This window comes from Leisingera sp. ANG49, from assembly GCF_059694505.1.
Map to the genome: position 1 here is coordinate 353,328 of NZ_JCATZN010000002.1, position 18,391 is coordinate 371,718.

Genomic DNA, 18,391 nt, shown 5'->3' on the forward strand with positions numbered 1-18,391 from the left:
GCAGGGCGCAGGCGCTTGGGGATGAGCCTAGCACGGGGAAATTGCAGGATGGAACCGGCAAAGCGGCGGCAATCCGCCGGTCTGGCGCAGCGGCGGATTGCCGCGCACGAGCCCGCCCTGCCGGCCCGCAGGCAATGAGCATTGGAAAGCTGAAGGGGATATGTGCTAGATTAATTCAGCTCCAGCGGGCAAACCCGCCGGAGCTGTTACTGTTTAACAAAGAACAAGAGCAACGTCAGGCGCAGCCACCACTCACAAAGCAGCCAGCCTGACTGGAATGATACCACGCATGATTTTACTGTCCATATAATTGTCAGTTTGATAAAGTTGCGTGGTATCATTTCACCCGGGACGGACCGGGGTGCAGGTATTGAGGATCCGGGAGAGCGGTTTTGGACCGGTTGAAACCAATATTCGAACTTCGCGACATGCTTCACCAGATGGAGCGTGATCTTGGCCTGGACCGGCTGAGCCGGTCTGAGCGGGATGTTTTGCTGGCTGCCAACGCACTTACCGAAACACCGGGGGAGCCGGTGCAGTCCGAACAGATCCGCAATCACCGGCTGGTCAAGGGGCTGGCCCAGGCCACCTTCCACCGCACCCTGAAATCGCTGCTGGAACTGGGGCTGATCAAACGGGCCGGGGGCAGCAAAGCCAAACACTATGTGGTGAGTTTCGATCCTGCGGCAAAATGACGGTGCCCGGCCGCGCAATCATCTGATTGCAGGTTTTGAATATGCTGTCTAAACGGGCATCATGATACGAGTTTTGCAGCGTCTGGCTGATTTCCAGAGTTTTGCGGTAATTACCGCTGTTTATGTCATCTGCCACGGGCTGACCGCCTGGGTGGTTACGCCTGTGCAGGGGATGTTCCTGCCGGAGGTGACGGTCTTTGCCAGCCTTGTCTATCTGCCGCACGGGGTGCGGGTGCTGGCTGTCTGGCTGCTGGGCTGGCGCGCGGTGCTGCCGCTGGCTGCGGGCGCCTTCCTGTCAGAGCTGATGTTCACCGACGCCAATGTGCGCCAACTGATGGAGCCGGTGCTGCTGGAATCCATCGCCGTCGGCGCGTTTTCGGCCTTTGCGGCCTTTGAAATTGCCGGGCTGTTCGGCAGGAAACTGTATGCCGGCCAATCGCGGCGGGTTGCCTGGACCAGCCTGCTGGCGGTCGGCGCGCTGGCCTCCCTGATCAATTCGGCGGGGCAGTCGGTTGTGTTTTCGGGCCTGATCTTTCCTGGCGATCAGCTGCCGGTGATGGCGGTTTATGCCGCGGGCGACCTGATCGGCCTCGCGGTCTGCATGCTGGCGCTGACACTGATCTTCCGCTGGCTGCGCTTGGCGGCCCAGGGGCGGCATCCGCAGGAATAGACAGGGTCCTGACCCTGGGCCCGCCGGCGGCGGGTCTTGCAGGGAGGACAGCGGTCAGTTGCAGGGCTTACCCCGCCATCAGCCGCGCCACATCCAGCATCCGGGCGGAAAAGCCCCATTCATTGTCGTACCAGCCGAACACCCGCACCTGCTGCTCGCCGGCCATGCGGGTTTCCGGTCCGGCAATCACCAGCGATTCCGTCCGCGCGCGCAGGTCGGAGGAGACCAGCGGCATATCGGTCCAGCCAATCACCCTGGAGGCCGCCACCCCTTCGCGCAGGGCGGCAGTGAAGTCCGCCTCGCTCATCGGGGTTTTCAGATGCGCCACCAGGTCCACCGCCGAAACGCTCGCGGTCGGCACCCGCACCGCGGCGCCGCTGACGCGGCCCTTCAGATGCGGCAGCACCTCGTCGATCAGATGCATGGCAGAAGTGGTGGTCGGCACCATCGACTGCGCGCCGCCGCGCGAGCGGGCGAAATCGCCCCGCGGCGCATCCACCATCGGCTGCGAGTTGGTGTAGCAATGGATCGTCGTCATGTGCGCGGTGTCGATGCCGGCGATCTGGTCCAGCAGCTTGACCAGCGGCGTCAGCGCATTGGTGGTGCAGGAGGCGTTGGAGACAATCCGGGTATCCCCCAAACCTTCCTCGTTGGCGCCCAGCACCATGGTCAGCTCAGCCGCGGGGGAGGGGCCGGAGATCAGCACCTTGGCGGCCCCCGCCTTCAGCCCGCGCTCTGCCACATCCGAAGTGCGGGCGATGCCGGTGCATTCCAGCACCAGATCGACACCCGACAGGTCCACCTTGGTCAGGTCGGGCTCATGGCTGACCGGAATGCTGCGCCCCATCACCTGCAGCGCATCATTGCCATGCTCGACCGGATGCGCGAAGGGGCCGAAGGTGCTGTCGTACTGGAACAGATAGGCGGCCATGTCCAAGGGCGCGATATCGTTGATCCGCACCACCTCGATGCCGTCGCCGCGCGGTGTGGTCAGAATCTGGCGCAGGATGGCGCGGCCGATGCGGCCGAATCCGTTGATAGCAAGTTTCATGCGCAATCTATGGCAGGCGCGCCGGTGCCGCTCAATCCGCCGCTGCCGGGAAAATGATCACATTTTCCAAGAGGATGTTTCAGATTAATGCGTCAAAACCGCGGATCCGCCAAAGCTGTTCCTATTTGCGGCAGATGACCTGCGCGTAATAGGTGCCGGTGATATTGCGCACCATTGTGTCCAGATTGACGCTGCAGCCGGTGGCCGTGCGGATGGCGCGGACCGCTTGGCGCGCCGTCAGCACCGCGGGCGGGCGGAAGGCCAGGTGCTCCCGGTTCATCCGGGTGGCGCTGTAGCGGCCCGGGGCGTCCTCCACCGGCGCCACCACCCAGTCGCGGCCCAGCACAGTAACTTGCTTGCCTTCCACACCCTTGGCCCCGGCAGCCGGGGCCAGCGCGGCGCAAAGGGCTGCCGCCAATGCAGTCTGTTTCATCATCGAAATGCTCCTGCGGAAATCACTGGCCTCAGCCTAGCGCAGGGCCGGGGCTTTGCAAGGACGGGATTCCGGCCCGGTGCGTCAGAGGTGGTCCACCGCTTCCGCCTGGCGCAGCTCTGCCGCGCACAGCTGCAGGCCGCGCAGCAGCCGCTCGGCATCCGCCTCCGGCTGCGACCCCCGCGGCGCGGAGCAGCCCGCCACGATCGGCGTCTGGCCGGGCCGCGACACCGGCACCGCATAGCCGGTGATCCCGGCCTCGAACTCGCTGTCCGTCAGGCAATAGCCCTGCTCCCGCGCCTCCGTGACGCGCTCCAGAATGGCGGCGGGATCGGTCAGCGACTGGCTGGTGTGGTGCGGGATTTCCGCTTCTGCCAGCACCGCTGCCGCCTTTTCCTCCGGCAGCCCGGCCAGCAGCATCCGTCCCAGGCTGGTGTGCGCCAGCGGAATGCGGGAGCCGGCGGTGAAGCCATAGGTGATATGGCCGTGGTCGACGGTGGATTGCGCCAGCAGCAGAACCCGGCCCTGGTCCAGCATCGCCAGCGTCACCTCGATCTGCATCTGCCGGGCATGGCGGTTCAGCACCGGCTGCACCCGGCGGCCGAACTGGTTGGCCTGCAGGAACCCGCCCGCCAGTGCCAGCACCCGCGGGGTCAAGGACAGCATCCGCCCGTCCTGACGCAGATAGCCTGCCTGCACCAATGTGAGCGCGCCCCTGCGGGCGGTGGCCCGGTCCTGGCCGGTGCGCCGGGCGATCTCGGCCAGGGTCATGCTGGGGGTTTCCGCATCAAACACCGCCAGAACCGCCAGCCCCTTGGCAAAGCTCGACGAAATATTCCTGTCCTGTTCTGCCGTTGTCATGCCGAAGCCGCCCCGTCCTGATCCTGAAAACGCCGCTGCCAGCAGCCGCTTTGTGCGAATGCTGGCTACAATGTTCGCTTTGCGAACGCTGTCAAGTCGCAAAGGCACCGCAATATCCAGAATACGCAAGGGGTTGCGGCAAAAAACTCCGCCGGCTGGACGGCGGGGCATTTCCGGTGCAATTTCAATCAACTCCGCACGACGAGGCCGCCCATGGCAGAAGATTTCACATCCGGCAAACTAGCCCGCTTGGGGCTGCTGACACCCGAGGACTGCCGCAAGGCAGCGGAGATCACCTCCCGCGCGCAGTTCGACGGGATCGAAACGGTGCGGGTGCTGTTCCCGGACCAGCATGGGCTGTTGCGCGGCAAAACGGTGATGGCGGAAGCCTTTGCCTCCGTCTTCGACCGCGGCCTAAACGTGCCCGCAACCCTGCTGCTCAAGGACACCTCGCACCGCACCGCCTTTCCGGTGTGGGAGGACGGCACGGGTCTGACCGGCCCGATGCAGGGGGCGGGCGACGTGCTGCTGGTGCCGCGCCCGGAGACCTGGCGCGCGCTGCCCTGGTCCGGCCATTCCGCCTGGATCTTCTGCACGCCGGTCTACCCGGACGGCCGGCCCATCCCCTTTGCCCCCTGCGCTGTGCTGCAGCAGCAGGTGGAAATGCTGGCGGCGCAGGGCATGGCCGCCACCTTCGGGCTGGAGGTGGAGTTTCACCTGTTTGAGCTGGCGGACAAGCCCGCCGCCCACGCCCAGGCCACCCGGCCGGGTGCCCCGGTGCAGACCCGCAACCTGACCCAGGGCTACCAGTACCTCACCGAAACCCGCTATGGCGAGGTTGAGGGCATTCTCGACCTGTTGCGCCGCAATGCCCAGAAACTCGGCCTGCCGGTGCGGTCGGTGGAAATCGAGATGGGCCCCAGCCAGGTCGAGTTCACCTTTGCCCCCGACGGCGCCATGGCCCAGGCCGACGCGATGGTGATGTTCCGCACCATGGTCAAGGAGGTCTGCGCAAGGAACGGCCTGCACGCCAGCTTCATGGCCAAGCCGCGGCTCGATAACGCCATGGCCAACGGCTGGCACGTCCATCAGTCGCTGCAGGACCTGGCGACGGGCCGCAACCTGTTCATGCCGGAAACCGCCGGGATGCTGACCCCGCCTGCCAGCGCCTGGATGGCCGGCCTCTTGAAGTACGCGTCCGAAACCTCCCTGCTGATCGCGCCTACGGTGAACAGCTACAAACGCTACCTGCCGTTCCAGCTGGCCCCGAACCGCATCGGCTGGGGCGAGGACAACCGCGGCGCCATGCTGCGCGCGCTGATGCATCCCGGCGACCCCGCCAGCCGGATCGAAAACCGTGCCCCCGACAGCTCCGCCAACCCCTATTACGCGCTCGCCGCCCAGATCATCGCAGGCGCCGCCGGGATCAGGGAGGGGCTGGAGGCGCCGAAACCCACCCTGTCGCCCTACAGCGAAGACGCCGCGCGCCTGCCGCGCTCCCTCGGCCAGGCGCTGGAGGGCTTTGCAGGCTCAGCCCTCTGCCGCGAAGCGCTGGGCGCGGAGACCGCCGATTACCTGCTGCAGCTCAAGACCTTCGAATGGGAACGCTACCTGGATACCGTCAGCGAATGGGAGCAGGCGGAGTATTTCAACCTGTTCTGAACTCCCGCGGGGCAGCCGCGCGATGCTCAAAAAAACCTATCCGATCCGGGATTGCCGTCTTGATCGCCAGCCCCGCCCGTTGATACCGTATACCCGCGTATGCGAGGGGCTGCCCCTTGCCATCCGCGGCGCCATTTCCGGCGGCCTGAGACATTGAAACCCGACGCCTCTTCGAAGGAAAACACCCCCATGAAATACACTGAGGAACACGAGTGGCTGCTGCCCGAGGGCGACCTGATCACCGTCGGCATCACCGCCCACGCGGCTGAGCAGCTGGGCGAGGTGGTCTATGTCGAACTGCCCGAGCCGGGCACCGAGGTCTCCAAGGATGACGAGATCGTGGTGATTGAATCGGTCAAGGCGGCCTCTGACATCCTGGCCCCGCTGGACGGCGAGATCGTCGAGGTGAACGAGGCGCTGGCCGACGACCCCGGCAAGGTGAACGAGGACGCCGAGGGCGACGCCTGGTTCTTCAAAATCAAACCGTCGGACCTGTCGCCGATGGACGACTACATGGATGAGGCCGGCTACAAGGACTTCATCGGCTGATATTTCCCGCCTGCCGCGGCTCTTGCGGCAGGCCCAGCACTGCGGCGATCACGATCCCGCCAATGCCCTATGCACCCGCCGGGTGCGGGCTACCATCCGGTCATCGCCAAACGCCCGCGCTCAGCAGGAGGCGCGCCATGACCGGATTTTCGGGGCTCAAGGCCCTTTTCATCAACACATCGCTGAAAAAGGACGGCAGCAAAAGCCACACCCGCCTGCTGATGGAGGCATCCTCCGCCATCATGGACAAGAACGGCGTCAAGGCGGAGCATCTGCATATGCTCGACCACCAGGTGCCGCCGGGCGTCTACCCGGACATGACGGAACAGGGCTGGGACCGCGACGACTGGCCTGCGATCTGGGAAAAGGTGAAGGCGGCACAGATCCTGGTGATCGGCACCCCGCTTTGGCTGGGCGAGGAAAGTTCAGTCTGCCGCATCCTGATCGAGCGCCTGTACGGGATGAGCGGTGAACTGAACGACAAGGGCCAGTCGATCTATTACGGCAAGACCGGTGGCACGGTCATCACCGGCAATGAGGACGGCATCAAGCACACTGCGATGACGATCTGCTATGCGCTCAGCCATCTGGGCTTCACCATCCCGCCGCAGGCCGATTGCGGCTGGATCGGCGAGGCCGGTCCGGGGCCGTCCTATGGCGACGAGGTGGAGGGCAAGCCCGCCGGTTTCGAAAACGAGTTCACCCAGCGAAACACCACGATCATGACCTGGAACCTGATGCACCTGGCCGCAATGCTGCGCGATGCGGGCGGCTATCCGAACGAGGGCAACGACCGCAACGCATGGTCCGCGGGCTGCCGGTTCGACTATGAAAACCCGGACTACCGGTCATAGCCGTCCGGTCGGCGCTCAATACCCCCGCTCACGGTCCACTTCGTGCAGCAGCTCTTCGTCCGCTTCCAGCCGCCGCAGGTTCTCCACCACGTCCTTCAGCGCGTCGCCCAGATGCCAGCCGGAGACATGCGGGGTGATGGTGACTTGCGGGTGCGCCCACAGCGGGTTGTCCGCGGGCAGCGGCTCCCGGCTCACCACATCCAGCACCGCATGGCCGGGCGTGCCCTTGCCCAGCGCTGCCAGCAGCGCCGGTTCATCCACCAGATCGCCGCGGCCCGCATTGATCAGCGTGGCGCCCGGCTTCATCGCCGCCAGCGTTTCCGCATTCATCAGCCCGCGGGTGGCGGGGGTGGAGGGCAGAATCGAACAGACGTAATCGCATTCGCCCAGCATCTGGTGCAGCGCCGCTTCGCCGTTGCGGCAGTCGACGCCTTTGATCTCCTTGGGCGAGCGGCTCCAGCCCAGCACCCGGAACCGCATGTCCCGCAGCAGCTGCGCGGTCATGCCGCCGATATGGCCCAGCCCCAGCACGCCGACGGTGGTTTCCGCCGGTCGTCCCGGCGCCAGCGGCTCCCAGGCGCTGCGGGACTGCGAGGCCGCGTGCGCCGCCATGTTGCGCTGGCCGCGCAGCACATAGGCCAGGCAGTACTCCGCAATCTCATGCGCAGGCTCCAGCGGTCTCAGCCGGGCCACCCGCACATGCGGTGCCAGGCTGGGGTGCGCCACGATGGTATCCACCCCGGCGCCCAGTTTCTGCACCAGTTGCAGGTTCGGCAGCTGTTCAGGCAGATCACCCTTCAGCGCGGAAACCGCCAGCACGGTAATGTCTTCCAGATTGCCGGGGTCTGAGACGGGCCGGATATCTGCGCCGGGCGCCATCGCCCGCAGCTGTTCCGCCATCTGTTCCTCGGTGTACCAGCCGTCGTGGCCGATGCTGATCAGCATTGCCATGCGCGCTCCTCCCGTCGCCGCGTCCCTTTTGCCGGACTAAGCCACGGTTTGCGCCAAAGAGGAAGCCGGTTTCTGCCCTGGCTGCAGCCCAGGGTCAGTCCAGGCGGCGCACCAGGATCTGGTTGCCCTCGCCGCGCTTGGTCTCAAACAGTTTCAGCGTGGCAATCAGCTCACTCAGCTTGCGCTTGCCATAGCTGCGGGTGTCGAAATCCGGAAACGCCGCGGTGATATACTGGCCGATCTGGCCCAGGGTGAACCATTCGTCCTCCTGGCCGATCGCATCCATTGCCCGCACCACCAGTTTGGTCGGGTCCGCCAGCTCCGCCGGCGCATTGCCGTTGCTCTCTTCCTTCTTGGGTTTCGGCTTGGTCTTTGCCGGCTCCTCCAGCAGGTTCTCCACATAGATGAACCGCTTGCAGGCCTGCACGAATGCGGCCGGCGTCTTGCGCATGCCCATGCCGAACACATCCACCCCCTGTTCGCGGATGCGGCTGGCCAGCCGGGTGAAATCGCTGTCCGAGGAAATCAGCACAAAGCCGTCGAAGCGGCCCGAATGCAGGATGTCCATCGCGTCGATCACCAGCGCGATATCAGAGGCGTTCTTGCCGGTGGTATTGGCAAACTGCTGATGCGGGACAATCGCCAGCGCCGCCAGCTTCTCCTTGTTCCAGCCCTGCGGCCCGCCGCCGGCGAAATCGCCATAAATGCGGCGGATGCTGGCCTCGCCGAGGGAGGCGATTTCCTCGAACATCGCCTCGGCGTATTTGGCGGAGATATTGTCGGCGTCGATCAGGACGGCCAGAAGGGGCGGTTTGGTCGTGGCTGGCATGCGGGGTCTCTGCCTCGTGTTATTGGGCAGCCCGCGGCGCGCGGTGCCGCCGCAGGGAAGCTGCCGGTTCGTCAGGTCCTGCGTAAGTGTGATGGAAGGGTGTGGCGATAGAATGGCAGGGGTGTGGCAGCCGCCCGGTGCACAGGGGGTGCACAGGGGGTGTACCGATGCCAACCCCCTCCCCTGAATTCCGGGCTCAGACGAACGGATCGTCCGGATAGCCTACACGCGCCAGATAAAGGCCATGGCCCGGGCAGACCGGACCGCAGGCCGCCCGGTCGCAGGCCTCCAGCGCGGCTTTCACATCGGCAGGTTCCCAGGCCCCGGCGCCGACCCGCTCCAGCGTGCCGACAAAGCTGCGCACCTGATTGTGCAGGAAGCTGCGGGCGCGGACGTGGAAATGGATTTCCGGTCCGGAGAAGCCCTGCACCCGCTCCACCGTCAGCTCGTCCAGCGTCTTGACCGGGCTGGCCGCCTGGCAGATCGAAGAGCGGAAGGTGGTGAAATCATGGTTGCCGATCAGATAGTTGGCGGCCTCCTGCATGGCGTCTGCATCCAGATCATGGCTCAGCTGCCAGACCTGCCCCGCGTCATGGGTGGCCGGTGCGCGGCGGATCAGGATGCGGAACAGATACTGCCGCTCCACGGCTGAGAACCGGGCGTGCCAGTTGTCCGCGACCCGCGCGCAGTCCACGATGGCCACCGGATCGGGCTTCAGGTGGTAGTTCAGCGCCTCCGACAGGCGGAACGGGTCCCACTCCTTGGCCAGGTCGCAATGCGCCACCTGTCCCAGCGCATGCACACCGGTATCCGTGCGCCCGGCGGCGGCAATGGTGTGCTCCCCCGGCTCCAGCCGCGCCAGCGCAGCCTCGATCGCACTCTGCACGGACGGCAGGTCCTTCTGCCTTTGCCAGCCGGCAAAAGGCTTCCCGTGGTATTCGACTTTCAAAGCAAAACGCGGCATGGCCGGGCAACTAGCAACAGGGCCGGGCCGGGGCAAGTCCCGCGTGCGGAGATGCTCCGTTGCGGACGGCCGAGGTTGTGGATCACCGGCACCAGCATGTTATGAACGCAAGCGCTTGCCGCGGCTGCGGCTGGTATCCCGGCGGCATGCTGCCTATCTTGTCAGCAGCAAGAACAGAGCAGGATCAGGGCCTTGGTGATAACCTCCCTTGCAGACGGGGTGATAAGCGGGGTGGAGAGCGCCGCCAGCGGACTCTCCTCGGCGCTGTTCGACCGGCCCTTGCGGCTGGGCGTCACCGGGCTCGCACGCTCCGGCAAGACTGTGTTCATCACCTCCCTTGTCGCCAACCTGATGGACCGGGGCCGGATGCTGCAGCTGAACGCCGCGCGCGAAGGACGGATCGAGGCCGCCTTCCTGCAGCCCCAGCCCGACGACACCGTGCCGCGGTTCGACTATGAAAACCACCTCGCGGCGCTGACTGGGCCGTCACCCCATTGGCCGGACAGCACAAGGGCGGTGTCAGAGCTGCGTCTCAGCCTGAAGGTGCGGCCCGCCGGCCTGCTGGCAGGCCTTCAGGGGTCGCGCACGCTGCACCTGGATATTGTCGACTACCCGGGCGAGTGGCTGCTGGATCTGGCCTTGCTGGACAAAACCTACGCCGAGTGGTCTGCCGATGTGCTTGCCCGGATAGCCACCCGCCCGCAGGCGGCCCGATTTTTGGCTGAACAATCCAAGGTTGTCCCCGCAGGGACACATGACGAACCGCAAGCCCAAGCGCTTGCCGCCGCCTTCACGGACTACTTGGCCTCCGCCCGCGCGGCGGGGTTCTATGATTGCACCCCGGGGCGCTTCCTGCTGCCCGGCGATCTGGAAGGCTCGCCGGTGCTGACCTTCGCCCCCCTGCCGCAGGACGGCAGCGCCCCGCGGGGCAGCCTGTGGCGCGAAATGGATCGGCGCTACGAGGCCTATAAATCCAAGGTCGTCAAACCCTTCTTCCGCGACCACTTCGCCCGCATCGACCGCCAGGTGGTGCTGGTGGATGCGCTCTCGGCAATCCATTCCGGCCCGCAGGCGGTAGAGGACCTGCGCCATGCGATGACCGATATCCTCAGCGCCTTCAAACCGGGCCGCAACCATTTCCTGACCCGGCTCCTGGGCGGAAAGCGGGTGGAGAAGATTCTCTTTGCCGCGACCAAGGCCGACCACCTGCACCACGCCCAGCACCCGCAGATGACCGCCGTCATCGAGGCCCTGACCCGCGAGGCGCAGGACCGCGCCCGCTTTGCCGGCGCAGAGACCGCGGCGCTGGCTATGGCTTCGCTGCGCACCACCACCGAGGAGATGCGTTCCCACAACGGGACCGAGCTGCCCTGCGTGCGCGGCACTCTGCTGGAGACCGGCAAACAGGCGGCCTTTTACCCCGGCGCGCTGCCCGAGGACCCAGCCCAGCTGCTGACCCCTGCGCGGCAGGGAGCTGAACGCTGGCTGGAGGGCGACTATCAGGCGATGGCCTTTGCGCCCGCGCCGCTTACCCTGAAACACGGCAGCGGCCCGCCGCACATCCGCCTGGACCGCGCCGCAGACTTCCTGATCGGAGATGCCCTGTGACCCTGTCCCTGCGCCCTGCCACGCCTTTGGATGCCGGAACGGTTGGGGATATTCTCTACCGGTTTCAACAGGATACCGCTTGGATGCCCAAGCTCTATTCCTCCGCCGAAGTGATCTTCTTCTGCGGCGTCATGATTGATCGCGGCTGGGTGACTGTGGCGGAACGGGACGGGCAGATCCTCGGGTTTCTGGCCCGCAAGGAAGAGGAGGTCTGCTCGCTCTACCTTGCTCCCGGTGCCTGCGGCCAGGGCGCAGGCAGGATGCTGCTGGATGCGGCCAAGGCGGCTGCGCCGCGGCTCATCTTGCGGACTTTCACGGCCAATGAACGGGCGCAAAAGTTCTACCAGCGCGAAGGATTCTCCGAGACCGGCCGCGGCGACGGCACGAACAACGAGGAAGGCCTGCCCGACATCGCCTATGAATGGCGCGCAGCACGGGAGGCCGCTGCATGAGCAACAAACCGGTCCTGTTTGATCTGGAGGAGGAGGCCGAGGCGCCCTCCGTCGCGGAGGCGCTGCCGGTCCCTGATCCGGCTATGCTGGCGGCCCCGCCGGCTGCAATGGAGCAGGCCGCCCGCATTGCCGCCCGCAGGCCGTCGCGGCTGGCGCGCTGGTTCTGGGCGCTGCTGATTGCGGTGGTTGGCGCCATCGCCTCGGTCGCGGCCTGGGACTTTGCCGCCGGCTTGATCGCCCGGGTGCCGGTGCTCGGCTGGGCCGTCAGCGCCGGGCTGGCCCTTCTGCTGCTGCTGGCGCTGGCGATGGGCTTGCGCGAGCTGGCTGCGCTGTCGCGGCTGCGCCGCGTCGATGCCCTGAGGCATCAGGCGGCAGAGGTTGCGGATCTTACCTCGGCCCGCGCTTTCACCGCCCGGCTGGAGGCCTCTTACAAGGGGCGCGTGGATCTGAGCTGGCACCAGGCCCGGCTGGCGGAGCGCCAGGCGGACATCATGGACGGCGACGCCTTGCTGCTGCTGGCAGAGGAAGAGCTCCTGGTGCCGCTGGACGCGCTGGCCCTGCGCGAGGTGGAGGCCGCCGCCCGGCAGGTCGCAACAGTGACCGCGCTGGTGCCGATGGCGCTGGCGGATATACTGACGGCGCTGGTGTCTTCGCTGCGCATGATCCGCCGCGTGGCCGGGATCTATGGCGGCCGCCCCGGTTTCTTCAGCTCCTGGCGGCTGACCCGCGCGGTGCTGGCACATCTGGCCGCCACCGGCGCGGTGGCCGCGGGCGATGATCTGCTTGAGCCGGTGCTGGGCGGCTCCGTGCTGTCAAAACTCTCCCGCCGCTTTGGCGAGGGGCTGGTCAACGGCGCGCTGTCAGCACGCGTCGGCATCGCCGCGATGGAGGTCTGCCGCCCGATGCCCTTCTCGCCGCAGCACCGGCCCAGCACCCGAAAGGTGGTGCAGCGGGCGCTGACGGGTCTGTTTTCAAAGGAAAAATAGGCGGCGCTCAGAACAATTTCGGTGGCTGGTCCTTGGGCTGGCGCATCGCCACGACGCCGGTGCGGAAACCCTCGCCGATGCGGTCGACCAGGGCGCCCCATTGCAGCGCCGTGCGCTCCGGCAGCTCCGCCCGCAGCACCTGGTGGAACAGACCCAGCCACAGCGGGAAATGCTCTGCCTTCACGTCGGGCCGCGAGACATGCACCCGCATCGGATTGCCGCTGTAACTCCGCTCGCGCAGGATCGCATTGCGCCAGAAGCCTGCGATCTTCTCTTCATGCTCCGGCCAGTCGCTGACATGGGCGGCAAAGACAGGCCCCAGCACGCCGTGCGCGCGCACGCGGGCGTAGAAGACCGCTACAACGCGGGAAATCTCCTCTGCACTGATCTCGAACCGCGCCAGCGGGTTTGCGGTGTCTGTGTCGCTCATCGGATGCTCCGGTCTGCTTTCACCCGCTAGATAAGGCGAAGGCCATGCCAGCGGAAGGGGGCAGGCGCATCTGCCGCAGCGCAGCGATGCGGCCCACTGGCGCCCGGCGCCCCTGCCGCTATGGTGGGCCGGGAATTTGCCAAAGGTATTGATTTATGGCGGAGAACACTAAGCGGGTTCTGGTTCTGGGCGCCTACGGGTTTATCGGCGCTGAGGTGGTCCAGGCCTTGCAGGCCGAGGGTTTCGCTGTGACGGGCTTCGGCCGTAGCGCTGAGCAGGCGGCAAGGGTGCTGCCGGGGGTGTCGTTTGTGCAGGGAGATCTGCTTCAGCTGTTGCGGCCCGAAAACTGGGCGCCGCTGCTGCAGGATGTCGATGCGGTCGTGAACTGCGCAGGCGTGCTGCAGGACATGGCGCCGGGCGAGCTGGAGGCCGTGCACCACACGGCCATCGCAGCCCTGGGCGCGGCCTGTGCGGAGCGGGGCATTCCGGTCGTGCAAGTGTCGGCTGCGGGCGCGGGGCCTGAGGCTGGAACAGAATTCATGCGGAGCAAGGGACGCGGCGATGCAGCCTTGCGTTCCTCCGGCGCTGCGGTCTGGATCCTGAAGCCGGGGCTGGTGATCGGGCAGGGCGCCTATGGCGGCACAAGGCTGTTGCGGATGCTGGCGGCGGTGCCGCTGGTGCAGCCGGTGGCGCTGGCGCAGGCACCGGTGCAATGCGTCGGGATGGCGGATCTTGCAGCGGCAGTGGCGGCGGCGCTGACGGGAAATCTGCCGCCCGGCACCTATGATCTGGTCGAGGAACAGCCGCACACGCTGGAGGTGGTGCTGGCAGAGACCCGGGCGTGGCTGGGGTTTGCGCCGCCCCGCATGGTGCTGCGGGCTCCGGCCTGGCTGCTGCCGCCGGTGGGGGCCTGCGCCGATGCGCTGAGCCGCCTTGGCTGGCGCTCGCCCCTGCGCTCGACGGCGATTGCCGAAATCCGCGGCGGCGTGCGCGGCGATCCCGCCCCGTACCGGGCAGCCACAGGCCAGGGGATGGCGCCGCTGAACACCATCTATCAATCGCTGTCTGCGGGCCGCGCGCAGCGGCTGGACGCGCGGATGGCTCTGCTGATGCCGGTTGCCGTCACGGTGCTGAGCCTGTTCTGGCTGGCCTCGGGCCTGATCGGCCTCTGGCAGATGAACGCGGCGGCGAAAGTGCTGACGGATGCAGGATGGAGCAGCCTGCCTGCGAAAGCCAGCGTTGCCTTCTGGTCGCTTGCTGACATCGCCCTGGGGCTGGCAATCCTGTGGCGGCCCTGGGCAGCGCGTGCCTGCGCAGGGATGGCTGCGGTCTCGCTGATCTACCTGGCCGCGGCCACTGCGGTCACCCCGCAGATGTGGGCGGATCCGCTGGGGCCTCTGGTCAAGGTGCTGCCGGGTCTGCTGCTGGCGCTGATCACCCATCAACTGCTGCAGGAGCGCTGATATGGACCTGGACCTGATCCTGCGCTGGCTGCATGTGATCGGTGCCTGCGTTTTGCTGGGCACCGGGGCAGGCATCGCCTTCTTCATGCTGATGGCGCACCGCACGCGGGACGCGGCGCTGATTGCCCACACCGCCAGGATCGTGGTGCTGGCAGACCTCTTGTTCACCGCCACGGCAGTGATTGCCCAGCCTGTCACCGGCGGGCTGCTGGCCTGGCGGCTGGGCTGGCCGCTGAGTGCCGGCTGGCTGGCGTTGTCGCTGGGTCTTTATGTGCTGACCGGGGCGTTCTGGCTGCCAGTGGTGTGGATCCAGCTGCGGCTGCGCGACCTGGCGCGGGCGGCGGCCGAGGCAGGCGAGGCGCTGCCCGCACGTTATCACCACCTGTTTGCCGTCTGGTTCGCCTGCGGCATTCCCGCCTTTGCCGCGGTGCTGGCAATCCTCTGGCTGATGCTGGCGCGTCCGGATTTGGGCGTCTGGCTGGTGCGCTGACAATGCGACATTGTCAGGCTGCACAGCCCGCACCAAATTGCGGCGCATCTGCCGCTTTACCCTCCCGCCGCACCGGCCTATAAGGCCTTTCATGTCCCTATTCGCGGCCATCATTATTCGAATTATATCCCCGGCGCTCTGAAACCATTGAGCCGCCGGGCAAAGGCGCTTGAGCCATCGCGCCGAACCGAATATCCCAATTTCCGACCTTGATCATCCAAAGGACGCCCCCGATGTGCGCCGACACACCCCAGACGCCTGACTACAAAGACACCCTGAACCTGCCGAAAACCGATTTCCCGATGCGCGCGGGCCTGCCCAAGCGCGAGCCCGGCTGGCTGGAGCGCTGGGCGCAGATCGGCGTCTATGACAAACTGCGCGAGAAGGCCGCCGTGGCCAAGGGCAGCGAAGCGGAGCGCAAGCCCTTCACCCTGCATGACGGCCCGCCCTATGCGAACGGCCACCTGCACATCGGCCACGCGCTGAACAAGACCATCAAGGACATGATCGTCCGCTCGCACCAGATGATGGGCTTTGACAGCCGATACGTGCCGGGCTGGGACTGCCATGGCCTGCCGATCGAATGGAAGATCGAGGAGCAGTACCGCAAGAAGGGCAAGAACAAGGATGCGGTGCCGGTTGTGGAATTCCGCCAGGAATGCCGCGCCTTTGCCGACGGCTGGGTCGATATCCAGCGCGAGGAGTTCAAGCGGCTGGGCATCACTGGCAACTGGGATGATCCGTATCTCACCATGAACTACCACGCCGAGGCGGTGATCGCGGATGAGTTCATGAAATTCCTGATGAACGGCACGCTGTACCAGGGCTCCAAGCCGGTGATGTGGTCGCCGGTTGAGAAGACCGCCCTGGCCGAGGCCGAGGTCGAATACCACGACAAGGAAAGCTTCACCATCTGGGTGAAATTCAAGGTGGCCGAGGCCGGCGGTTTTGTGGCCGCCGATGGCGAGGATGCCGATTTTGCCGGTGCCGACTCGGCGATCGTGGCACAGGACCTGGAAGGCGCCCATGTGGTGATCTGGACCACCACGCCCTGGACCATCCCCTCGAACAAGGCAGTGGTGTACGGCGCGGACATTGCCTATGGCCTTTATGAAGTGACCGGCACCCCGGAGGAATGCTGGGCCAATACCGGCGACCGCTTCCTGCTGGCCGACAACCTGGCGGCAGAGGTGTTCAAGCGCGCCCGCCTAGGCGAGGACCAGTACAAGCGCCTGCGCGGCGTCTCGGCTGACGAACTGTCCAGCCTGTCGCTGCAGCACCCGCTGGCAGGCGCCGAAGGCTCGAACGGTGAATGGGACGGCATCCGCGACTTCCGCGCCGCCCCCTTTGTGACCGACACCGAAGGCACCGGCTTTGTTCACTGCGCGCCGAGCCACGGTATGGATGAATTCGAACTCTACCGCGATCTGAACATGCTGGAGCAGATGATCACCTACAACGTGATGGACGACGGCGGCTTCCGGGCTGACCTGCCGTTCTTTGGCGGCACCTACATCCTCAACCGCAAGGGCGGCGAGGGCGATGCCAACAAGACCATCATCGACAAGCTGGTTGAGGTCGGCGGCCTGCTGGCGCGCGGCAAGATCAAGCACAGCTACCCGCATTCCTGGCGCTCCAAGGCGCCGATCATCTACCGCAACACGCCGCAGTGGTTTGCCTCCGTCGACCGCAAGCTTGACGACGGCATGGGCGAGATGGGCGACAGCATCCGCGAACGCGCGCTGCGCTCGATCGACGAGCTGGTGAAATGGTGGCCGCAGACCGGCCGCAACCGCCTGCACTCGATGATCGAAAGCCGCCCCGACTGGGTTCTGTCGCGCCAGCGCGCCTGGGGTGTGCCGCTGACCTGCTTCACCAAAAAGGGCGTGCTGCCGACCGACGCGGGCTTCCTGCTGCGCAACGAAGAGGTCAACAAGCGTATCGTTGCCGAGTTCGAAGCGCATGGCGCCGACGTCTGGTATCAGGACGGCTTCAAGGCCCGCGTGCTGGACGGCATCGTCGATGCGGACGCTTATGACCAGGTGTTCGACGTGCTGGACGTGTGGTTCGACTCCGGTTCGACCCATGCCTTCGTGCTGCGCGACCGCGAGGACGGCACCGAGGACGGTATCGCCGACGTCTACATGGAAGGCACCGACCAGCATCGCGGCTGGTTCCATTCCTCGCTGCTGCAGGCCTGCGGCACCAAGGGTCGCGCGCCTTACCGCAACGTGGTGACCCACGGCTTCACGCTGGACGAGAAGGGCATGAAGATGTCCAAATCTCTGGGCAACACCATCGTGCCGGAAGAGGTGGTCAAGCAGTACGGCGCCGACATCCTGCGCCTGTGGGTGGCCCAGACCGACTACACCGCCGACCAGCGGATCGGCCCGGAAATCCTGAAAGGCACCGCCGACAGCTACCGCCGCCTGCGCAACACCATGCGCTTCCTGCTGGGCTCGCTGGGCGACTTCAAGGAGGAGCAGCGGGTGGAGCCGACGGATATGCCGGAGCTGGAGCAGTGGGTGCTGCACCGTCTGGCGGAGCTGGATCACAAGGTGCGCACCGGCTATCAGTCGTTTGACTTCCAGGGCGTGTTCTCGGCGGTGTTCAACTTTGCCACCGTGGACCTGTCGGCCTTCTACTTCGACATCCGCAAGGATGCGCTCTACTGCGATGGCGACACCCTGAACGCCCGCGCCGCGCGCACCGTGCTGGACATCCTGTTCCACCGCCTGACCACCTGGCTGGCGCCGATCCTGGTCTTCACCATGGAAGAGGTCTGGCTGGAGAAATACCCGGGCGAGGGCAGCTCGGTGCACCTGCAGGACATCCCGGAGACCCCCGCCGACTGGCTGAACGAGCCGCTGGCCGCCAAGTGGTCCAAAATCCGCCAGGCCCGCCGGGTGGTGACCGCGGCGCTGGAAGTGCAGCGCACCGACAAGGTGATCGGCGCCTCGCTGGAGGCGGCACCGGTGGTGCATGTGCGCGATACGGAGGCACTGGCGGCGCTGAAGTCAGTCAATTTCGCCGATGTCTGCATCACTTCGGACATCGCGCTGACCGGCGACCCGGCCCCGGCCGAAGCCTTCCGCATGCCGGAAGTGGACGGTGTGTCAGTGGTGTTTGAAAAGGCCGAGGGCGGCAAGTGCCAGCGCTGCTGGAAGATCCTGCCGGATGTCGGCAGCCACAGCCACGAGGGGGTCTGCGGCCGCTGCGACAGCGCGCTGGGATAAGCCGCTGCTCACCTAAGAATTGCACGCAACGCCCGGCCTGAACGCCGGGCGTTGTCATTTTGCGCTATATTAACGGCATTTTCCACACGTTTCCCGGGAAATTCCTCGTGTTCTTCCTGAACAGATTCCTCTAGATGTTGACCGGTTTTCCACAACTGGTTAAAAAAACGTTAATTCCATGTAGATTTTAAGCCGACATTTCAAAAT

The 18,391-nt window shown here is 65.8% G+C and carries 18 protein-coding genes; 11 read left to right on the forward strand and 7 right to left on the reverse strand.

Annotated features, from left to right (window positions below):
- The first annotated feature begins 392 nt into the window (after positions 1-392).
- Positions 393-695: a hypothetical protein gene (locus AC58NV_RS08070; RefSeq protein ID WP_497226667.1), complete on the forward strand. Its 303-nt coding sequence runs from the start codon at positions 393-395 to the stop codon at positions 693-695.
- Between the two features lie 73 nt (positions 696-768).
- Positions 769-1,365: a hypothetical protein gene (locus AC58NV_RS08075; protein ID WP_497226668.1), complete on the forward strand. Its 597-nt coding sequence runs from the start codon at positions 769-771 to the stop codon at positions 1,363-1,365.
- Positions 1,366-1,432: 67 nt separating this feature from the next.
- Here AC58NV_RS08075 and AC58NV_RS08080 read toward each other — a convergent pair whose 3' ends face one another.
- The 3 genes from AC58NV_RS08080 to AC58NV_RS08090 form a co-directional block, all read right to left on the reverse strand.
- Positions 1,433-2,416: a type I glyceraldehyde-3-phosphate dehydrogenase gene (locus tag AC58NV_RS08080; RefSeq protein WP_497226669.1), complete on the reverse strand. Its 984-nt coding sequence runs from the start codon at positions 2,414-2,416 to the stop codon at positions 1,433-1,435.
- A 121-nt stretch (positions 2,417-2,537) separates the two neighbouring features.
- Entirely contained in the window at positions 2,538-2,852 is a 315-nt protein-coding gene (locus AC58NV_RS08085; RefSeq protein ID WP_366661053.1) for a hypothetical protein, read from the reverse strand.
- An 81-nt stretch (positions 2,853-2,933) separates the two neighbouring features.
- On the reverse strand, positions 2,934-3,710 hold the full coding sequence (locus tag AC58NV_RS08090; protein ID WP_497226670.1) for an IclR family transcriptional regulator domain-containing protein: 777 nt from the start codon (positions 3,708-3,710) through the stop codon (positions 2,934-2,936).
- Positions 3,711-3,923: 213 nt separating this feature from the next.
- Here AC58NV_RS08090 and AC58NV_RS08095 point away from each other — a divergent pair, with 213 nt between their 5' ends.
- The 3 genes from AC58NV_RS08095 (at position 3,924) to AC58NV_RS08105 (ending at position 6,775) form a co-directional block, all read left to right on the forward strand.
- A complete protein-coding gene (locus AC58NV_RS08095; protein WP_497226671.1) occupies positions 3,924-5,372 on the forward strand; it encodes a glutamine synthetase family protein in 1,449 nt (482 codons plus the stop codon).
- Between the two features lie 189 nt (positions 5,373-5,561).
- Complete coding sequence (gene gcvH / locus AC58NV_RS08100) at positions 5,562-5,921, forward strand: glycine cleavage system protein GcvH (protein ID WP_039183528.1); 360 nt, start codon at positions 5,562-5,564, stop codon at positions 5,919-5,921.
- A 137-nt stretch (positions 5,922-6,058) separates the two neighbouring features.
- The gene (locus tag AC58NV_RS08105; RefSeq protein WP_497226672.1) at positions 6,059-6,775 is read left to right on the forward strand and encodes a flavodoxin family protein; all 717 of its coding nucleotides are present in this window, start codon (positions 6,059-6,061) and stop codon (positions 6,773-6,775) included.
- A gap of 15 nt (positions 6,776-6,790) precedes the next feature.
- On the opposite strand, the gene AC58NV_RS08110 is transcribed toward AC58NV_RS08105, so the two are convergent.
- The 3 genes from AC58NV_RS08110 to truA form a co-directional block, all read right to left on the reverse strand.
- The gene (locus AC58NV_RS08110) at positions 6,791-7,726 is read right to left on the reverse strand and encodes a 2-hydroxyacid dehydrogenase (protein ID WP_497226673.1); all 936 of its coding nucleotides are present in this window, start codon (positions 7,724-7,726) and stop codon (positions 6,791-6,793) included.
- A 94-nt stretch (positions 7,727-7,820) separates the two neighbouring features.
- Positions 7,821-8,555, reverse strand: coding sequence for an NYN domain-containing protein (locus tag AC58NV_RS08115; RefSeq protein ID WP_497226674.1), 735 nt, complete (start codon positions 8,553-8,555; stop codon positions 7,821-7,823).
- A 196-nt stretch (positions 8,556-8,751) separates the two neighbouring features.
- Positions 8,752-9,519: a tRNA pseudouridine(38-40) synthase TruA gene (gene truA / locus AC58NV_RS08120; protein ID WP_497226675.1), complete on the reverse strand. Its 768-nt coding sequence runs from the start codon at positions 9,517-9,519 to the stop codon at positions 8,752-8,754.
- A 192-nt stretch (positions 9,520-9,711) separates the two neighbouring features.
- Here truA and AC58NV_RS08125 point away from each other — a divergent pair, with 192 nt between their 5' ends.
- Genes AC58NV_RS08125 through AC58NV_RS08135 form a run of 3 tightly spaced genes read left to right on the forward strand, consistent with a single transcriptional unit; the run spans position 9,712 to position 12,565 of the window.
- Positions 9,712-11,127 (forward strand): YcjX family GTP-binding protein, encoded by a 1,416-nt coding sequence (locus tag AC58NV_RS08125; RefSeq protein WP_497226676.1) that lies wholly within the window; start codon positions 9,712-9,714, stop codon positions 11,125-11,127.
- The gene (locus tag AC58NV_RS08130) at positions 11,124-11,579 is read left to right on the forward strand and encodes a GNAT family N-acetyltransferase (protein ID WP_497226677.1); all 456 of its coding nucleotides are present in this window, start codon (positions 11,124-11,126) and stop codon (positions 11,577-11,579) included. The genes AC58NV_RS08125 and AC58NV_RS08130 overlap by 4 nt, the downstream gene beginning before the upstream one ends.
- On the forward strand, positions 11,576-12,565 hold the full coding sequence (locus tag AC58NV_RS08135; protein WP_497226678.1) for a YcjF family protein: 990 nt from the start codon (positions 11,576-11,578) through the stop codon (positions 12,563-12,565). The genes AC58NV_RS08130 and AC58NV_RS08135 overlap by 4 nt, the downstream gene beginning before the upstream one ends.
- Before the next feature lie 7 nt (positions 12,566-12,572).
- On the opposite strand, the gene AC58NV_RS08140 is transcribed toward AC58NV_RS08135, so the two are convergent.
- A complete protein-coding gene (locus AC58NV_RS08140) occupies positions 12,573-12,995 on the reverse strand; it encodes a group III truncated hemoglobin (protein ID WP_497226679.1) in 423 nt (140 codons plus the stop codon).
- Between the two features lie 155 nt (positions 12,996-13,150).
- Here AC58NV_RS08140 and AC58NV_RS08145 point away from each other — a divergent pair, with 155 nt between their 5' ends.
- From AC58NV_RS08145 to ileS, 3 genes are all read left to right on the forward strand, one after another.
- Entirely contained in the window at positions 13,151-14,458 is a 1,308-nt protein-coding gene (locus tag AC58NV_RS08145; RefSeq protein WP_497226680.1) for an SDR family oxidoreductase, read from the forward strand.
- A 1-nt stretch (position 14,459) separates the two neighbouring features.
- Entirely contained in the window at positions 14,460-14,948 is a 489-nt protein-coding gene (locus AC58NV_RS08150) for a DUF2269 family protein (protein ID WP_497226681.1), read from the forward strand.
- Between the two features lie 233 nt (positions 14,949-15,181).
- On the forward strand, positions 15,182-18,184 hold the full coding sequence (ileS, locus tag AC58NV_RS08155; protein WP_497226682.1) for an isoleucine--tRNA ligase: 3,003 nt from the start codon (positions 15,182-15,184) through the stop codon (positions 18,182-18,184).
- Positions 18,185-18,391: the final 207 nt, after the last annotated feature.